General features: G+C 64.8%; 13 protein-coding genes. 4 read left to right on the top strand and 9 right to left on the bottom strand.

Going from position 1 to position 15229, the window contains the following annotated elements; translation table 11 throughout:
- The 5 genes from AC1DKY_RS17925 to AC1DKY_RS17905 form a co-directional block, all read right to left on the bottom strand.
- Positions 1 to 317, bottom strand: a 317-nt coding sequence (locus AC1DKY_RS17925) for a hypothetical protein (RefSeq protein ID WP_477178644.1), incomplete at its 3' end; no start/stop codon positions are given.
- Between the two features lie 374 nt (positions 318 to 691).
- Positions 692 to 1636, bottom strand: a complete 945-nt coding sequence (locus AC1DKY_RS17920) for an electron transfer flavoprotein subunit alpha/FixB family protein (RefSeq protein ID WP_441604992.1) — start codon at positions 1634 to 1636, stop codon at positions 692 to 694.
- Positions 1637 to 1658: 22 nt separating this feature from the next.
- A complete protein-coding gene (locus AC1DKY_RS17915; protein ID WP_441604991.1) occupies positions 1659 to 2405 on the bottom strand; it encodes an electron transfer flavoprotein subunit beta/FixA family protein in 747 nt (248 codons plus the stop codon).
- 93 nt (positions 2406 to 2498) lie between these two features.
- Entirely contained in the window at positions 2499 to 4586 is a 2088-nt protein-coding gene (locus AC1DKY_RS17910) for a glycosyltransferase (RefSeq protein ID WP_477180024.1), read from the bottom strand.
- A gap of 52 nt (positions 4587 to 4638) precedes the next feature.
- Positions 4639 to 6225: an electron transfer flavoprotein-ubiquinone oxidoreductase gene (locus AC1DKY_RS17905; RefSeq protein WP_441604996.1), complete on the bottom strand. Its 1587-nt coding sequence runs from the start codon at positions 6223 to 6225 to the stop codon at positions 4639 to 4641.
- A gap of 188 nt (positions 6226 to 6413) precedes the next feature.
- Here AC1DKY_RS17905 and AC1DKY_RS17900 point away from each other — a divergent pair, with 188 nt between their 5' ends.
- Positions 6414 to 7811 (top strand): amidase, encoded by a 1398-nt coding sequence (locus AC1DKY_RS17900; RefSeq protein WP_441604989.1) that lies wholly within the window; start codon positions 6414 to 6416, stop codon positions 7809 to 7811.
- Positions 7812 to 7818: 7 nt separating this feature from the next.
- Positions 7819 to 8451, top strand: coding sequence for an alpha-ketoglutarate-dependent dioxygenase AlkB family protein (locus AC1DKY_RS17895; RefSeq protein WP_441604988.1), 633 nt, complete (start codon positions 7819 to 7821; stop codon positions 8449 to 8451).
- Positions 8452 to 8453: 2 nt separating this feature from the next.
- Here AC1DKY_RS17895 and AC1DKY_RS17890 read toward each other — a convergent pair whose 3' ends face one another.
- Genes AC1DKY_RS17890 through AC1DKY_RS17875 form a run of 4 tightly spaced genes read right to left on the bottom strand, consistent with a single transcriptional unit; the run spans position 8454 to position 11971 of the window.
- Positions 8454 to 9077, bottom strand: a complete 624-nt coding sequence (locus AC1DKY_RS17890; protein ID WP_441604987.1) for an ABC-type transport auxiliary lipoprotein family protein — start codon at positions 9075 to 9077, stop codon at positions 8454 to 8456.
- The gene (locus tag AC1DKY_RS17885; protein ID WP_441604986.1) at positions 9074 to 10012 is read right to left on the bottom strand and encodes an MlaD family protein; all 939 of its coding nucleotides are present in this window, start codon (positions 10010 to 10012) and stop codon (positions 9074 to 9076) included. The genes AC1DKY_RS17890 and AC1DKY_RS17885 overlap by 4 nt, the downstream gene beginning before the upstream one ends.
- Before the next feature lies 1 nt (position 10013).
- Positions 10014 to 10829, bottom strand: coding sequence for an ABC transporter ATP-binding protein (locus tag AC1DKY_RS17880; RefSeq protein WP_441604985.1), 816 nt, complete (start codon positions 10827 to 10829; stop codon positions 10014 to 10016).
- On the bottom strand, positions 10826 to 11971 hold the full coding sequence (locus tag AC1DKY_RS17875; protein WP_441604984.1) for an MlaE family ABC transporter permease: 1146 nt from the start codon (positions 11969 to 11971) through the stop codon (positions 10826 to 10828). Before AC1DKY_RS17875 ends, AC1DKY_RS17880 begins: the two co-directional genes overlap by 4 nt.
- A gap of 201 nt (positions 11972 to 12172) precedes the next feature.
- Here AC1DKY_RS17875 and cysD point away from each other — a divergent pair, with 201 nt between their 5' ends.
- Together cysD and cysN are read left to right on the top strand one after the other, a co-directional pair.
- On the top strand, positions 12173 to 13066 hold the full coding sequence (cysD, locus tag AC1DKY_RS17870; RefSeq protein ID WP_441604983.1) for a sulfate adenylyltransferase subunit CysD: 894 nt from the start codon (positions 12173 to 12175) through the stop codon (positions 13064 to 13066).
- Positions 13066 to 14949, top strand: a complete 1884-nt coding sequence (cysN, locus tag AC1DKY_RS17865) for a sulfate adenylyltransferase subunit CysN (protein WP_441604982.1) — start codon at positions 13066 to 13068, stop codon at positions 14947 to 14949. Before cysD ends, cysN begins: the two co-directional genes overlap by 1 nt.
- Positions 14950 to 15229 lie beyond the last annotated feature (280 nt).

Genomic DNA, 15229 nt, shown 5'->3' with positions numbered 1-15229 from the left:
GCCAGCTGGTCCAACAGATAGCCGGGGCCGGCACCCAGATCGAGGAAGCGGCGAACCTCCCTGCGTGCGTAAAGCACGGCTTCGCCTGCGCGAACCAGTCCGTCGCCCGAGGCGCGCTCACGCGCTGCCTTCAGTTCTTCGTTCCAGTAATCGAGGTCGTAGTCCCGGGGGGAGACGCCGCGGTCCATGTCTGCGAGGACTTGCGGTTCGATGAAGATCGAGTCGCAGGCTTTGCAGGAGAAATAAGGGAAACCGTCGACGTCGCGAAATGGTTCGGTCGTCTGGGTTTTTAGGCAAACAGGGCAGGGATGCGTCATGGCGGCAGCATTCTAGCCTTTGCTCGAGACAGGCCGATGATAGGCCCGATCACCAGCGTCACCGATTGTGCACTCGAGCACTGTTTCGGTATGCATATGCTGCTCGAAGCGGATCAACGTGTCGTATCGCCAGACCCGCTGCATGGATTCCATGATTGAAAGCTGCTCGACGTCATCGAAATGAGGTCGGAATTGTCGCATGCCCAGGCGCAAGGCTGGCCTGTTGTCGAGAAGATGTTCGAGCCTGGTATGGATAGCACCAAGGGCGCCACGGTGGCCCGCGAGACGCGCAACGCCACTAGGGGGCGGTCGATTTCTTGATGCCTGATGGATGCGAAGCACGCGGGCAAACGCATCCATCATGGCAGTGCCAATCAGCCAATAGCCTGTTCCAGCTCCGGGATGATCTTGAACAAATCCCCCACCAGGCCGATATCGGCGATCTCAAAGATCGGCGCCTCGCCGTCCTTGTTGATGGCGACGATGGTGCCGGCGTCCTTGATGCCGGTGAGATGCTGGATGGCGCCGGAGATGCCGATGGCCATGTACAGCTCCGGCGCGATGATCTTGCCGGTCTGGCCTACCTGCAGGTCGCTCGGCACGTAGCCGGCGTCGACGGCGGCGCGCGAGGCGCCCACGCCGGCGCCGATCTTGTCGGCAAACTTGTAGATGATGTCGAAGTTTTCCTTCGAGCCCACGCCACGGCCGCCGGAGACGACTTTGCTGGCGCTCTGCAGGTCCGGGCGGTCGCTTTTGCCCGACTGCAGTTCAACGAAGCGGGTGTGCGAGGGCAGGGCGGCGTCGACGCTCAATGCCTCGACCGGGGCGCTGTTTGCGCCGCTCGCCGCGGCGGCCCACGAGGCCGTGCGAATCGTGGCGACGACCGTGCTGCCGGCGTCGGCTTGCACCGTGATGATCGCGTTGCCGGCGTAGATCGGGCGCTTGAAGGTATGGCTGCCTTCCACGCTCATCACGTCGCTCACCTGGGCGACGCCGAGCAGGGCGGCTACGCGGGGCAGCACGTCCTTGCCGAAGGTCGTGGAAGGGGCGAACACGTGGCTGTAGCCGGCGGCGGCCTTGGCGATCTGCGGCGCCAGCACGGCGGCGAGCGGGTGGGCATTCTCGGCGCGGGCGATGGTGAGCACGCGGCTCACGCCGTCGATCTTGGCGGCATCGGCAGCGATGGCGTCGGCGTTGTCGGCCAGCACCAGCACATCGATGGATTCGGGCTTGATCGAAGCGGCGGCGCTCACGGCGCGGGCGGTGGAGGAGTTGAGCTTGCCGTTCAGGTGTTCGGCGATGACGAGGATCTTGGACATGTCGTTATCTCCCTCAGGCTGCTTAGAGCAGCCCCTTTTGCTTCAGCGCCGCGACCAGTTCAGCCGCATCCTTGACCATCACGCCCTTGCTGCGCTTGGCCGGCGCGGCGTAGTGCGTGGTCTTGAGATGATCGTTGGCTTCCACGCCCAGCGAGCCGAACTCGATGGTGTCGATCGGCTTGGACTTGGCCTTCATGATGTCCGGCAGCTTGATGAAGCGCGGCTCGTTGAGGCGCAGGTCGGTGGTGATCACGGCGGGCAGTTCCGCTTCGATCACTTCCAGGCCGGCATCGACTTCGCGGGTCACCGTGACCTTGCCGCCGGCGATCTCGACCTTGCTGGCAAAGGTGGCCTGCGGGCGATCCCACAGCGCAGCGAGCATCTGGCCGGTCTGGTTGGCGTCATCGTCGATGGCCTGCTTGCCCAGGATCACCAGGCCCGGCTGTTCCTTCTCGATCAGCTTCTGGAAGATGCGGGCGGCGGTGAGCGGCTGCACGGCATCGGTCGTGACCACATGGATGGCGCGGTTCGCGCCCATGGCCAGGCCGTTGCGCAGGTGGGCGGTGAGGTCGGCCGGGCCGATGCCCACCACGATCACTTCCTCGGCGACGCCTTTTTCGCGAAGGCGCAGCGCTTCTTCCAGCGCAATATCGTCGAAGGGGTTGGCGGAGAGCTTCACGCCATCCGTCACCACGCCCGTGCCATCGGGCTTGACCTGAATGCGGACGTTGTAGTCCACGACACGCTTGTAGCCAACCAGAATCTTCATCTGCGAGTCCTTTGATGCTAAAGCCACCCCGACTGGGGGAACGGCCATTGTACCTGACCTAAAACGATCGTTTGAAGTCGCCCGGGAGGGGCGTCACGAGTGTGCCAGAGCGGTCTGCAGTGTCGCTTTGGCCATGTCAAAGGAGAAATGGCGCCAGACGTGCGCCGCGGAGGCCGTGGAGAGCCTGTTCCAAAGTTCTTCGTCGTCGTAGAGGCGCAGTATGGTCTCGGCGAACGCCGAGGCACCATCGGCCAGCAGTACGTTGATACCGTCCTCAAGACGCATGCCCTCGGCGGCAATCGGGGTGGCCACGACTGGCAAGCCATAACTCATGGCGGTGTTCACCTTGCCTTTCACGCCCGCGCCGTAGCGCAGCGGGGCCAGCGCAATGCGACACCCGTTCATCCACTCATCCAGGCTCTCGACCCGGCCGTGAGTGACCACGCCATGGCCGGCGAACTCCTGCCTGGCGGCTTCAGGCATGTCGCCGATGAGGTGCAGCGTCAGATCATTGCGGCGCGCGCGAACCAACGGCCAGATCTCGGACACCAGCCAACGCACGGCATCTTCATTGGGCGGATGACCAAAGCCGCCGACGAAGACCACATCGCGGCGCTCGGCGAATGGCCGTTGGCTACCCTTGACGTCATGCATGTTCGGAAGCAACAGGACGTTTGCACCCGGCAGGTCACGCAACAGCAGATCCTGCTCGACCGTACTCACCACGAAGGTCGCATCACAGGCACGGATCAGGGCGTATTCGCGCTGTTTGGACGCGCTGGCCTGTCTGACTAGCGAGGCGTTGCCGGTGTGTTCGGCGGCGCGCTGTTCGCGCAGAAAATGCAGATCCACCGTGTCGTAAAGCAAGGTGGCGTTCGGAGCGAGCTGCTTGATCAGTGCCAGATGACTGTCGGCCACGTAATAGCGGCACAGCATGACGGCCTGGAGTTGCTTGCCTTCGCGCTTCAGCCATTCCAGCAATGAGGGCGAATGAGGCTTGCACAGGGTCTCCACGCCAAGTCGTCCCAGCGTCCGTATTTCCTTTTCCGAGGATTGCCGGTTGTCCGCCATGAAGGTGACGCGCCACCCCATGTCACGCAGTAGCCGCATGATGTTGCAGAGCTGCTGCGAGCCTGCGTCGCGGGTGGGATCGGGCGTGAGCGCATCCATGATGAAAATGTGCGGGCGGCCACGCTCCAGCGCACGATTGATCGGCGTCCCGGGCGCAGGCTGGTGCTGGAGCGCCTCGGCCCATTTCTCGACGAATTTGCGGCGATTGAGGGTCTGGTATTGCTTGACGCCAGCGAAGGGATCCAGGCCTGAGCTGATGCCCTCACAGTGCACAACCAGGCTTTCGGGTTCGTAGATCACGCGCAGGCCGGCCTTGCGCACGCCGAACGCCAGGTCCATGTCTTCGCAATAGGCTGGCGCGTAGCGGCTGTCGAAGCCGCCCACCTGATCGAACAGGCCGCGCGCGATCAGAAGCGAGGCGCCGGACACGTAGTCCACGTTGCGACGAAACATGTAGCGAGGGTCATCGCGACGTTCGAAGCGGCCAACGTTCCAGGCACTGGCATCGGAGTACACGAGGCCGCCAGCTTCTTGCAGCCGGCCATCCGGATAGATCAGGCGACTACCGACGATGCCGCAGTGTGGTTCGTCGCGATACGCCTGGACGAGCGCATCCAGCCAGTGGGGGGTCACCTGAGTGTCGTTGTTCAGGAACAGCAGGAACTCGCCGCGCGCCGCCTGCGCGCCCGCGTTGCAGCTGCCGACGAAGCCCAGGTTCCTGGCATTGCGCAGGACGTGCAAGCCCTCGATCTGCGACAGGACGTCGGCGCTACCGTCGGTCGATGCGTCGTCAATCACGATGACTTCGAAGGCGGTGTCGGCCCCGTGCCTGGCGATCGATCGCAGGCAGGCAAGCGTCCACTGCAGTTTGCCGTAGACGGGAATGAGCACCGAGACAACAGGCTTGTCGCTGGAGGGCAGCGAGAACGGCTGAAAAGGTACGTCGAGGAGCCCCAGCTCAAGTTCCTGGTCTTGTGCCGGATAGCGCTTGAATTCCTGGGTGATGCGCGCCAGCGTTCCCTGCACGCCTCGTTGCGCAAAACTCCCCTTTACTCGGTGCAGGAGATAGCGCAGGCGCCGAAGCCGCCAATGGATATTGCTTACCGGCATGGATGATTCACTTCAAAGTCGCTCGGGCGGCTGTCATGACGAGCAACCAGGATTAGAGATTCTGATAATTCGGACCCGAACCACCTTCCGGAGTGACCCAGTTGATGATCTGGTAGGGATCCTTGATGTCGCAGGTCTTGCAGTGGACGCAGTTGGCGGCGTTGATCTGCAGGCGTTTGCCGGCGTCGTCGCTGACGATTTCATAGACGCCCGCGGGACAGAAACGCGTGCACGGGTTGCCGTATTCCACGGCGCACTGGGTCACGCACACGTTGGTGTCGGCGACGTGCAGGTGGATGGGCTGGTCTTCGTCGTGTTCGGTGGCGGCGAAGTAGACGCCGGCGAGGCGGTCGCGTGGTGGCAGTTCGCGCGGCTGGACGTAATCGCGCTTGGGCTCTTCGTACTCGCCCAGTTTGTGCAGCGAGGACCAGTCTGCCTTGTTCTTGAGCGTCCACGGCGAGGCGCCGCGCAGCGCGGTTTCCCATGCGGCGTTCAACATGCCGAACCACAGGCCCTTCTTGAACGCGGGCTTGATGTTGCGGACCGATTTGAGCTCGGCCATCACGTCCGACGCGCGCAGCCTGGCGTCGAAGCCGGCTGGGTTCAGCTGGTTGGCCACCAGGTGTTCGGCGGCGAGCATGCCGCTCTTGATCGCCTGATGGGTACCCTTGATCTTGGGCACGTTGAGCAGGCCGGCGGTGTCGCCGATCAGCAGGGCGCCGGGCATTTCAACTTTCGGCAGCGACTGGTAGCCACCGGTGACGATGGCGCGTGCGCCGGCGGAAAGGATGCTGCCGCCTTCCAGCAAGGACTTTACCGACGGATGGTTCTTCCACTGCTGGAACGCTTCCCACGGCTGGTAGTTGGGATCGCTGTAATCGAGGCCGCTGACATAGCCCAGCGCGATGCGATCCTTGTCCAGGTGATAGAGGAAGCTGCCGCCATAGGTGTGATTGTCGGCGGGCCAGCCAAAGCTGTGCACGATCTTGCCCGGCTGCACGCGGCCCGGCGGCAGCTGCCACAGTTCCTTGATGCCGATGGAGTAGCCCTGCGGGTCGCTGTCCTTGTCCAAGGCAAAGCGCTTGATCAGCTGCTTGGTCAGGCTGCCGCGCGCGCCTTCGGCGAGCACGGTGACCTTGGCCTTGATGTCGATACCCTGCGTGTAGCCTGCCTTGTGCGAACCATCCTTGGCCACGCCCATGTCGCCGATACGCACGCCGGCGACGGAGCCGTCGTCGTTGTACACGGTGTCGGCCGCGGCAAAACCGGGAAACACATCCACGCCCAGCGCTTCGGCCTGCGGCGCGAGCCAGGCGCACATGGCGCCCAGCGAAACAATGAAATTGCCGTGGTTGTTCATGCCCGGGGGCACCGGCAGCTTGCGGCCGCCGGTCTTGCTGAGCAGCCAGAACTCATCCTCGGTGGCGGGCACGCAGATCGGCGGCGGATTGTCGCGCCAGCCGGGCAGCAGGGCGTCAAGCGGCTGCGGCTCGATCACCGCGCCGGAGAGGATCTGCGCTCCGATGGTCGAGGCCTTCTCGATCACGCACACGCTCGTTTCCGGCTGCAACTGCTTGAGACGGATGGCGAACGCGAGGCCGGACGGGCCTGCGCCAACGACGACGACGTCGTATTCCATGATTTCGCGGTCGCTCACGGCTCACTCCAGCTGATCTTGTACGGCATGCCTACCGTTCTCTGACGTACGGTACGGGTAATCCGGCATTGTCCGGGTTCGGGCCATTGGGGGCAACGGTGGCCGAATCCTTGCAAACCCTTCATGTGTGATAGCGATAATCCCCCCAAAAGCGACCCAGGGAAGAAAGAATGAATTTGCAGCCCCCGATCAGCGAACTTGACCTGCGTCGCGCCACCATGTGCCAGCTGCTGCACTGGCTGGCGGTGGACCGCGTGCAGCCACAGGGGCTGGCCGAGACCTATCTGGAGGCCATCGAGCGCGTCAATCCGCAGCTCAACGCCTATGTGAGCCTGAGCTCGGCCATGCTGCAGGAGCAGGCGCTGGCGGCCCAGCATCGCCGCCGCGACGGCGTGATCGGGAGGCTTGACGGCATCCCCATCGCGCTCAAGGACAATTTCGACGTCGCCGGCTGGCCCACCAGCGCCGGCCTGGCGGGGCGGCGCAAACCGGTCACCGACGACGCCCACGTGGTGTCGCGCCTGCGCGCTTCGGGCGCTGTGTTGATCGGCAAAACCAATATGGACGAGGGCGCGCTGGGGGCGGTCACCAACAATCCGCATTTCGGTGCAACGCACAATCCGCATCGCCATGGCTATACCGCTGGCGGCTCGTCGGGCGGTGCAGCTGCGGCGGTGGCGGCAGGACTCGCGGTGGCCGCAGTGGGTTCGGACAGCCTGGGCTCGATTCGCATCCCGGCCAGCTATTGCGGCGTCTACGCGCTCAAGTCCACCCACGGTGAGATCTCCGCGCGCGGCATGGTGCCGGCGGCGCGGCGGCTGGATACGGTGGGTCTGATTGCGCGCAGCGCCGATGATTTGACGGTGTTGCTGCAGGTGCTGGCCGGTTACGACGCCGACGATGCGCGTTCGCGCCGTCGACGCGTGGCCTTGTCGCCGCCGGATTGGGAGCCGGGCCGCCTGCGCGCGGGCTTCCTGCCCAATCTGAGTGCCGTCGGTGTGAAGCCGGAGGTGATCGAGGTGTTCGAAGCGGCGCTGGCGAAATGGCCGCGCGAGCTCGGTGAGCGCCGCACGGTGGATTTTGCCGACTGGGATTTCGCCCGCACGCGTCGCGCCGGTCTGTTGCTGATGGAGGCGGAGATGCTCGGCACCTTCGCATCCGATCTGGCCAACACGGACGACCGTGCGTCCGAGCATTTCCGTCGGCTGCTGAGCTACGCCGCCGGCAAGAGCGCCGCCGACTATGCGACCGCCGATCGCGTCCTCGATGCCGCCACCTTGAAGATGCGTCGCCTGTTTGCGCAGATCGACGTACTGGTGCTGCCGACCACGCCGCAGGGCGCGTTCCCGCTGGATGGCCCCGTGCCCGATTCGCAGGCCGACCTCACCAGCTTTGCCAGTCTCGCCGGCTGTCCGGCGGTGAACATACCGATGGGCTATCTGCCCGACGGCATGCCGATCGGCCTGCAACTGGTAGGCGCGCGAGGTTCGGATCTGCGGCTGCTGGAACTGGCATCCGTGTGCGCCGCGACGCTCGATGTGGAACCGGGATTCCCGGCGATTCATTGAGGCGGGTGTGAGCCTGTTCGATCAAACGACGCAAGGTGGTTGGCAATTACTGCCACTGCCGGGCGCGGCGCTTTCGCTGTGGCCGCAGTGGCTGGACCGTGGCGAGGCGGACGCACTGTTCGCCGAACTGCGCTCGACGATTGCGTGGGAAGTGCACCGCATCCGCATCTTCGGGCGCGAGGTGGATTCACCGCGCCTCAGCTGCTGGATCGGCGACGAAGATGCCAGCTACGTTTATTCACGCACGCGCTTCGCACCACATCCCTGGACGCCGGTCTTGCGCGCTCTGCGTGATCGCGTGGCCGATGCCTGCGATGCGCGTTTCAACAGCGTGCTCGCCAATCTTTATCGCAACGGCCAGGACTCGATGGGCTGGCACAGCGATAACGAGCCCGAGCTGGGCCGCGAACCGGTGATCGCGTCGCTGAGCCTGGGTGCGGCCAGACGCTTCCGGCTCAAGCCGCGCGGCGAAGCGACGCGCGGAGATGTGCTGGCGATCGAGCTGGAGCACAGCAGTCTGTTGCGCATGGCGGGCGATACACAACAACGCTACGTGCACGATCTGCCCAAGACGAGCGAGGCCGTCGGGCCGCGCATCAATCTCACCTTTCGCTGGGTGGATGCCTCAAAGCGCGTGTAGCGTCAGTTCGTCCGCACGTCATGGCCATCGAGTGGCTGCTGCAACGTCCAGCTCACCAGCTGCGAGGCGAGCGCGTCGCTGGCCTGTCCGAATGCCGCAACGACCTGCGGTACGGTCGTTCCGCCCACTGGCTGGGTGACGTCGAAGCGGCGCGTGGCCACGATGCGCAGGCCGCTGTTCTTCACCAGTCGCGCATCGAAGTGGATCACCACCACGGGTTGCCCGTTCTCATAGACCGACTGGAATGAGCGCAGGTCGCCGGCGAGCGAATAGTCCGCTTGCAGGCTGGTCTCGTCGCTGCTCAGGCCTGCGATTCGGCCGTTGTCGCGGAACGCATCCATGATGCGGTTGCGCAGCAAGGTCGTGGCGTTGTCAGCCCAGCGGGCGCCCTGATACACGCTGACCACATTCCCTTGCGGCAGCACGGCGATGCGCGAGCTGTCGATCATGCGCTCGGCGTTGGGCGTGTCCACCCGTAACGACCAGTTCACCGCTGTCGCGCTGTCGCGCGGGAGTGGCGTGGAAGGCAGGCGGTAGACGTCGGGTGATTCGGCCTTGGGCAGGATGGTACAGGCGCCGAGCAGCGCAATCGCTGCACAAGCGGAAAGGCGCAGGCGCATCCTCATGGCACGAACTCCTTGTTGCGGTCACGGCCGAGCAGGAAGCCCGCCGGGTTGTCGTCAAGGCGGCGCGATACGCCGCGCAGCGAGCCGGCTGCGTCGCGCAGTTCGCGCACGGCCGGGCCCAATTCACTGAAGCCTTGCAGGCCGCCGTTGATGGCGGCACGGTTGTCGGTCAGCAGGCGGTCGATATCCGCAGCGGAATGGTCGAGCGAGGCCATGGCGTTGCGCGCGCTTTCCAGCGCGGCGCGTGCCTGGTTGTCGACCAGGCCGTTCGCATTGCGTACCAGCTGGTTGGTCTGGGCCAGGGTCTCGTTCGCCTGCTTGCTGGCCTGCGCCAACTGCTGCAGCAGCTGATGAATGTCTTCGCGCTGGTCGGCGACCGTGCCGGTGATCTGGTCAAGATGCTGCAGCGTGTGGCTGATGCGTTCGGAGTTCTCAGGCGACAGCAGCATGTTCGCCTTCGCCACGACTTCGTTGATGTTGGTCACCAGGTCTTCGCCGTTGGCAAGGATCTGGCTCAGCGGAGAGGGGTCGGCCACGATCACCGGCAGCTGGTCGTCCTTGGACTCCAGTGGCGGACTGGTCGGCGAACCACCGCTGAGCTGGATCACGGACAGGCCCGTCACGCCGGTGAGAGTGAGCTTGGCATGCGTGTCTTGCTTCACCGGAACATCGCCGCCCAGACGAATGCGCGCCAGCACTTTGCGCGGGTCCTGCGGGTCCAGCTTGAGCTGGGTGACGGCGCCGACCTTGATGCCGTTGTACTGCACCGCACTGCCCTGCGAGAGGCCGCTGACCGCTTCGTTGAACACGATCTGGTACTCGGTGAACTGGCGGTCCGAACTGGACTTGGCCAGCCATAGCGCAAACAGCAGCGCGGCGGCGACCACGATCACCGTGAATAGGCCTATGAGTACGTGATGGGCACGCGTTTCCATGTCATTTCACCTCGGGGGTATCGTCGCGTTCGTGCGCCTCTTCGGCGGCGCGGCCACGCGGGCCGTGGAAATACGCCTGCACCCATGGATCGGGATAGCGGGCCACCTCATCGAGCGGGCCTACGACCAGCACCTTCTTCTGAGAAAGCACCGCCACGCGGTCGCAAATCGTATAAAGCGTGTCCAGGTCGTGGGTGACCAGAAATACGGTGAGGCCCAACGCGTCGCGCAGGGTGAGGATCAACTGGTCGAATGCCGCCGCGCTGATCGGGTCCAGGCCCGCGGTGGGTTCGTCCAGGAACAGAATTTCCGGATCCAGCGCCAGCGCACGCGCCAAGGCCGCGCGCTTCACCATGCCGCCGGAAAGCTCGGACGGGAATTTGGTTTCCGTGCCCATCGGCAGGCCGGCGAGGGCGAGCTTCACGCCACCCAGATGCTGGGCATCGGGACGCGTGAGGCCGGCGTGTTCGATCAGCGGCATCGCGACGTTCTCCACGATATTGAGCGAGGAGAACAGGGCGCCGTTCTGGAACAGCACGCCGAAGCGCCGCTCCACGCGGGAGCGCTGCTCGGGCGAGAGGCTCAGCAGGTCCTGGCCGAATACGTGGACGTGTCCGGAGGTCGGGCGTTGCAGCCCCACGATGCTGCGCAGGAGCACGGACTTGCCGGTGCCCGAACCGCCGACCACGCCGAGGATTTCGCCGCGGCGCACATCCAGGTCCAGGTGCTCATGCACGATTTGCGTGCCGAAGCGGTTCACCAGGTGGCGAACCTCGATCACGTTTTCGGCGGCTTGCGGTTTCGCGACGGCGTTCACCAGCCCATCTCCATATAGAAGAGTGCGGCCAGCGCATCGATCAGGATCACCACGAAGATCGACTGCACCACGCTGGAGGTGGTGTGTTCGCCCACCGATTCGGCACTGCCGCTGACCTTGAAGCCTTCCAGGCAACCGATCACCGCGATCAGGAAGGCAAACACCGGCGCCTTGGCGATGCCGACCAGGAAGTTCTTTACCCCGATATCGGACTTCACCAGGTTGATGAACATCACCGGCGGTATGTCGAGCACCATGGCGCAGACGAGCCCGCCGCCGATCAGGCCGGCAATCATGGCCAGGAAGGTGAGCATGGGCAGCGAGGCGAGCATGGCCAGCACGCGCGGCAGCACCAGCAGTTCCATCGGGTCGAGGCCCAGGGCACGGATCGCATCGATCTCCTCGTTCGCCTTCATCGAGCCGATCTGCGCGGTGAACGCGCTGGCGGTGCGGCCGGCCAGCAGGATGGCGGTGAGCAGCACGGCAAATTCGCGCAGGAACGAGAACGCCACCAGATCCACCGTGTAGATAGTGGCACCAAAATCCGCCAACACGGTCGAGCCGAGGAAGGCCACCACCGCGCCCACCATGAAGGTGAGCAGCATCACGATGGGCACGGCATCCAGGCCGGTCTGCTCGATATGCGCCACCAGGGAAGTGACGCGCCAGCGACGCGGGCGCCAGACGGTCTGCACAAACGTCTGCAGGGTGAGCCCGATGAAGCCCAGCAGTTGCACCTGCTGGTGCCAGACGTTGTCCATCGCCGCGCCGATGCGCGCGAGCAGCTCGGTCACCGTGTTGTGGCGACGCCGGGACTTCGGTTTGACGTAGCTGGCCATCGCCTTGCCGACGGTCTGCAGCAATGCGCGTTGGGCAGCGGGCAGGGTTGGATCCTGCGTGGCCAGATCGCCCAGCCGTTCGGCGCCCAGCAGGCCGGCCAGCAGCGCGGCGCCGGCCGTATCCAGCGCACCCAGGGCGCTCAGATCGATCGGCGTGGTCTGATGAAGGCGGCTCTTGAGCGCATCGACCGCGCGCTCCAGCACAGCGTAGTGGGCCAGCGTCCAGTCGCCTGCCACACGCAGGCGTGGGGGCGTGGCCGTGGCATCGAGTTGTGCGCTTCCTGTCGCCATCGATGTACTCATGAAGCTCGATCTTAGTGGAGTGTGGCCTAGATCAGGTGACGAAACGATGGTGAGGTCAGCGGCGGTGGGCCTCATGCGTTTTGCTACATCCTGTCGACGCCGTGCCTGCCACGGCGCCCGTTTTCCGCTAGATTCCTCCCTTGACCGCGCGCCCCCAGGCGCTACCGGACCCAGGAAACAGTGACGCCAAGCATGCCTTCCATGTCCCATCTGGACGCCCTCGAAGCCGAGAGCATCCACATCTTTCGCGAAACGGCGGCCGCTTTCGAGCGTCCCGTGATGTTGTATTCGATCGGCAAGGACTCCTCCGTCCTGCTGCATCTGTTGCGCAAGGCGTTCTATCCGGCCCGGCCGCCAATGCCCCTGCTGCATGTGGATACGACCTGGAAGTTCCGCGAGATGATCGCCTTCCGTGACCAGGTGGCCGCCGAGGGTGATGTGCAGGTGCTGGTGCATATCAACCAGGACGGTGTGCGCCAGGGTATTTCGCCGCTCACCCACGGCTCGGCCGTGCATACCGACGTGATGAAGACGGTCGCGCTCAAGCAGGCGCTGGACCAGTACGGCTTCGATGCCGCCATCGGCGGCGCGCGTCGCGACGAGGAGAAATCCCGCGCCAAGGAGCGCGTGTTCTCCTTCCGCAATGCACAGCACCACTGGGATCCCAAGCATCAGCGTCCCGAGCTGTGGCACACCTTTAATACGCGCATCCACAAGGGCGAAAGCGTACGGGTGTTCCCGCTGTCGAACTGGACTGAGATGGACGTGTGGCATTACATCCGCCGCGAGAACATTCCGGTGGTGCCGCTGTATTTTGCCAAGCCGCGCCCGGTGGTGGCGCGCGACGGCGCGCTGATCATGGTCGATGACGAACGCTTTACCCTGCGCGATGGCGAGCAGGTCGAGCTGCTCGACGTGCGCTTCCGCACCCTGGGCTGCTATCCGCTGACCGGCGCGGTGGAGTCCTCGGCCGATACGCTGGACAAGATCATCGAGGAGATGGCCGCGTCCCGCACCTCGGAACGCCAGGGCCGGGTGATCGACAACGATGGCAGCGCCTCGATGGAGCGCAAGAAGCAGGAGGGGTATTTCTGATGGTCACGATGGACCCCACCCCGACGCTCACCGAGGACACCAACCTGCTGCGCTTCATCACCTGCGGCAGCGTCGACGATGGCAAGAGCACGCTGCTCGGCCGGTTGCTCTACGACGCCGGCATGGTGCCGGAAGACCAGCTCGCTGCACTCGCCCGCGACAGCCGCAAGTTGCATGCCGAAGCCGAGGACGCGCTGGATTTCTCCCTGCTCACCGACGGCCTCGACGCCGAACGCCAGCAGGGCATCACCATCGACGTGGCCTACCGCTACTTCCACACGCCACGCCGCAGCTTCATCGTGGCCGACTGCCCCGGGCATGAGCAGTACACCCGCAACATGGCCACCGGCGCCTCCAACGCCCAGCTGGCGGTGGTGCTGGTCGACGCGCGCAAAGGGTTGCTGCCGCAGACGCGCCGCCACAGCTATATCTGCGCCCTGATGGGCATCCGCCAGGTGGTGCTGGCGGTGAACAAGATGGACCTGGTCGATTGCCGCGAGGACATCTACGCGGCCATCGCCCATGAGTACCGCGAGCTCGCCGCGCAGCTGGGCATCACCACCGTGCATTGCCTGCCGGTGGTGGCGACGGGCGGCGACAACGTGGGTCATCGCTCGACGCGCATGCCCTGGTATCAAGGACCCAGCTTGCTCGAGCTGCTGGAGTCGGCCGACACCAGCGCCACGCAGGCGCAGGATTTCCGCATGCCAGTGCAGTGGGTCAACCGACCCGATGCATCGTTCCGCGGTTACGCCGGCACGGTCTGCGGTGGCCGCGTCGCCGTGGGTACCGAGATCGTGGTGCAGCCGGCCATGCGCCGCGCACGCGTGGAGCGCATCGTGACGGCCGACGGCGATCTGCCTGAAGCCGTGGCCGGCCAGGCGGTGACGCTCACCTTCGACCGCGAAGTCGATGTGAGCCGCGGCGATGTGATCGCCGACGCCGCATGCCCCGCGCCGGTGGCCGACCAGTTTGCCGCCCACGTGCTGTGGATGGGCGACGAACCGCTGCTGCCCAACCGTGCCTATTGGCTGAAGATCGGTTCGCGCACGGTCAACGCGCGGATCACTTCGATCAAGCACAAGGTGGACGTCAACACCCAGGCCGAACTGGCCGCCCGCCGTCTCGAGCTCAACGAGGTCGGCTACTGCAACATTGACCTGGATCATGCCATCGCGTTCGAGTCCTACCAGGACAACCGCACGCTTGGCAGCTTCATCCTGATCGACCGCACCACCAACGCCACGGTGGCCTGCGGCATGCTGGACTTCGCGCTGCGCCGCGCCTCCAACGTGCACTGGCAGCACACCGACCTGGACCAGGAAGCGCGCAGCATCAGCAAGGGTCAGCAGGCGCGCTGCCTGTGGTTCACCGGTTTGTCCGGCGCGGGCAAGTCGACCGTGGCCAACCTGGTCGAGCGCCGCCTGCATGCGCTCGGTTACCACACCTATATGTTGGACGGCGACAACCTGCGCCATGGCCTCAACAAGGACCTGGGCTTCACCGCCGAAGCCCGCGTCGAAAACGTGCGCCGGGTCGCCGAGGTCGCGCATCTGATGGTCGATGCGGGCCTGATCGTGCTGGTCTGTGTCATCTCGCCGTTCCAGAGCGAGCGTCGCTTCGCTCGCAGTTTGTTTGGCGAGGGTGAATTTCTCGAGGTGTTCGTCGATACCACCCTGGAAGAATGCGAGCGCCGCGATCCCAAGGGGCTCTACCGCAAGGCGCGTGCCGGCGAGATCTTCAATTTCACCGGCATCGACTCGCCGTACGAAGCACCGGAACACGCCGAGCTGCATCTGCTCACGGCTGGCCTGCGGGCCGAGCAGCTGGCGGAGCAGGTGGTGGAGCAGTTGCTCGCCGGGCAGGGTCACGCGCCGCGTTGAGCTAGCCGCGACCTCCCACGATCGTCATTCCGGCGTAGGCCGGAATCCAGTAGCCATACGACACGGTTGTCGCCCTGCTCCACGATCGTCGCGGGTTGATGACAGTCTTGTGTGTCGCGATAACCGGGCTGCTCGGCCACTGGATTCCGGCCTGCGCCGGAATGACGAGCGGGAACAGTCGTCGCTCGACTTGGCTCGCGGTTCACATGCTGCGCCGCACGATCCTCCGCCGATACGCCAACGCACGGTAAGTGCGCGGGCGCGCTCGGCTTGGAATGTA

This window comes from Dyella sp. 01N448 (assembly GCF_056399225.1).
Note: the sequence above shows the minus strand (reverse complement) of the source record. Positions and strands in the feature narration are given on the sequence as shown.

Excerpts from the sequence above, each read along its gene's own strand:
- AC1DKY_RS17920 (WP_441604992.1), bottom strand. The coding sequence starts at position 1,636 with ATGTCCAAGATCCTCGTCATCGCCGAACACCTGAACGGCAAGCTCAAC.
- AC1DKY_RS17915 (WP_441604991.1), bottom strand. The coding sequence starts at position 2,405 with ATGAAGATTCTGGTTGGCTACAAGCGTGTCGTGGACTACAACGTCCGC.
- AC1DKY_RS17910 (WP_477180024.1), bottom strand. The coding sequence starts at position 4,586 with ATGCCGGTAAGCAATATCCATTGGCGGCTTCGGCGCCTGCGCTATCTC.
- AC1DKY_RS17905 (WP_441604996.1), bottom strand. The coding sequence starts at position 6,225 with ATGGAATACGACGTCGTCGTCGTTGGCGCAGGCCCGTCCGGCCTCGCG.
- AC1DKY_RS17900 (WP_441604989.1), top strand. The coding sequence starts at position 6,414 with ATGAATTTGCAGCCCCCGATCAGCGAACTTGACCTGCGTCGCGCCACC.
- AC1DKY_RS17890 (WP_441604987.1), bottom strand. The coding sequence starts at position 9,077 with ATGAGGATGCGCCTGCGCCTTTCCGCTTGTGCAGCGATTGCGCTGCTC.
- AC1DKY_RS17885 (WP_441604986.1), bottom strand. The coding sequence starts at position 10,012 with ATGGAAACGCGTGCCCATCACGTACTCATAGGCCTATTCACGGTGATC.
- AC1DKY_RS17875 (WP_441604984.1), bottom strand. The coding sequence starts at position 11,971 with ATGAGTACATCGATGGCGACAGGAAGCGCACAACTCGATGCCACGGCC.
- cysD (WP_441604983.1), top strand. The coding sequence starts at position 12,173 with ATGTCCCATCTGGACGCCCTCGAAGCCGAGAGCATCCACATCTTTCGC.
- cysN (WP_441604982.1), top strand. The coding sequence starts at position 13,066 with ATGGTCACGATGGACCCCACCCCGACGCTCACCGAGGACACCAACCTG.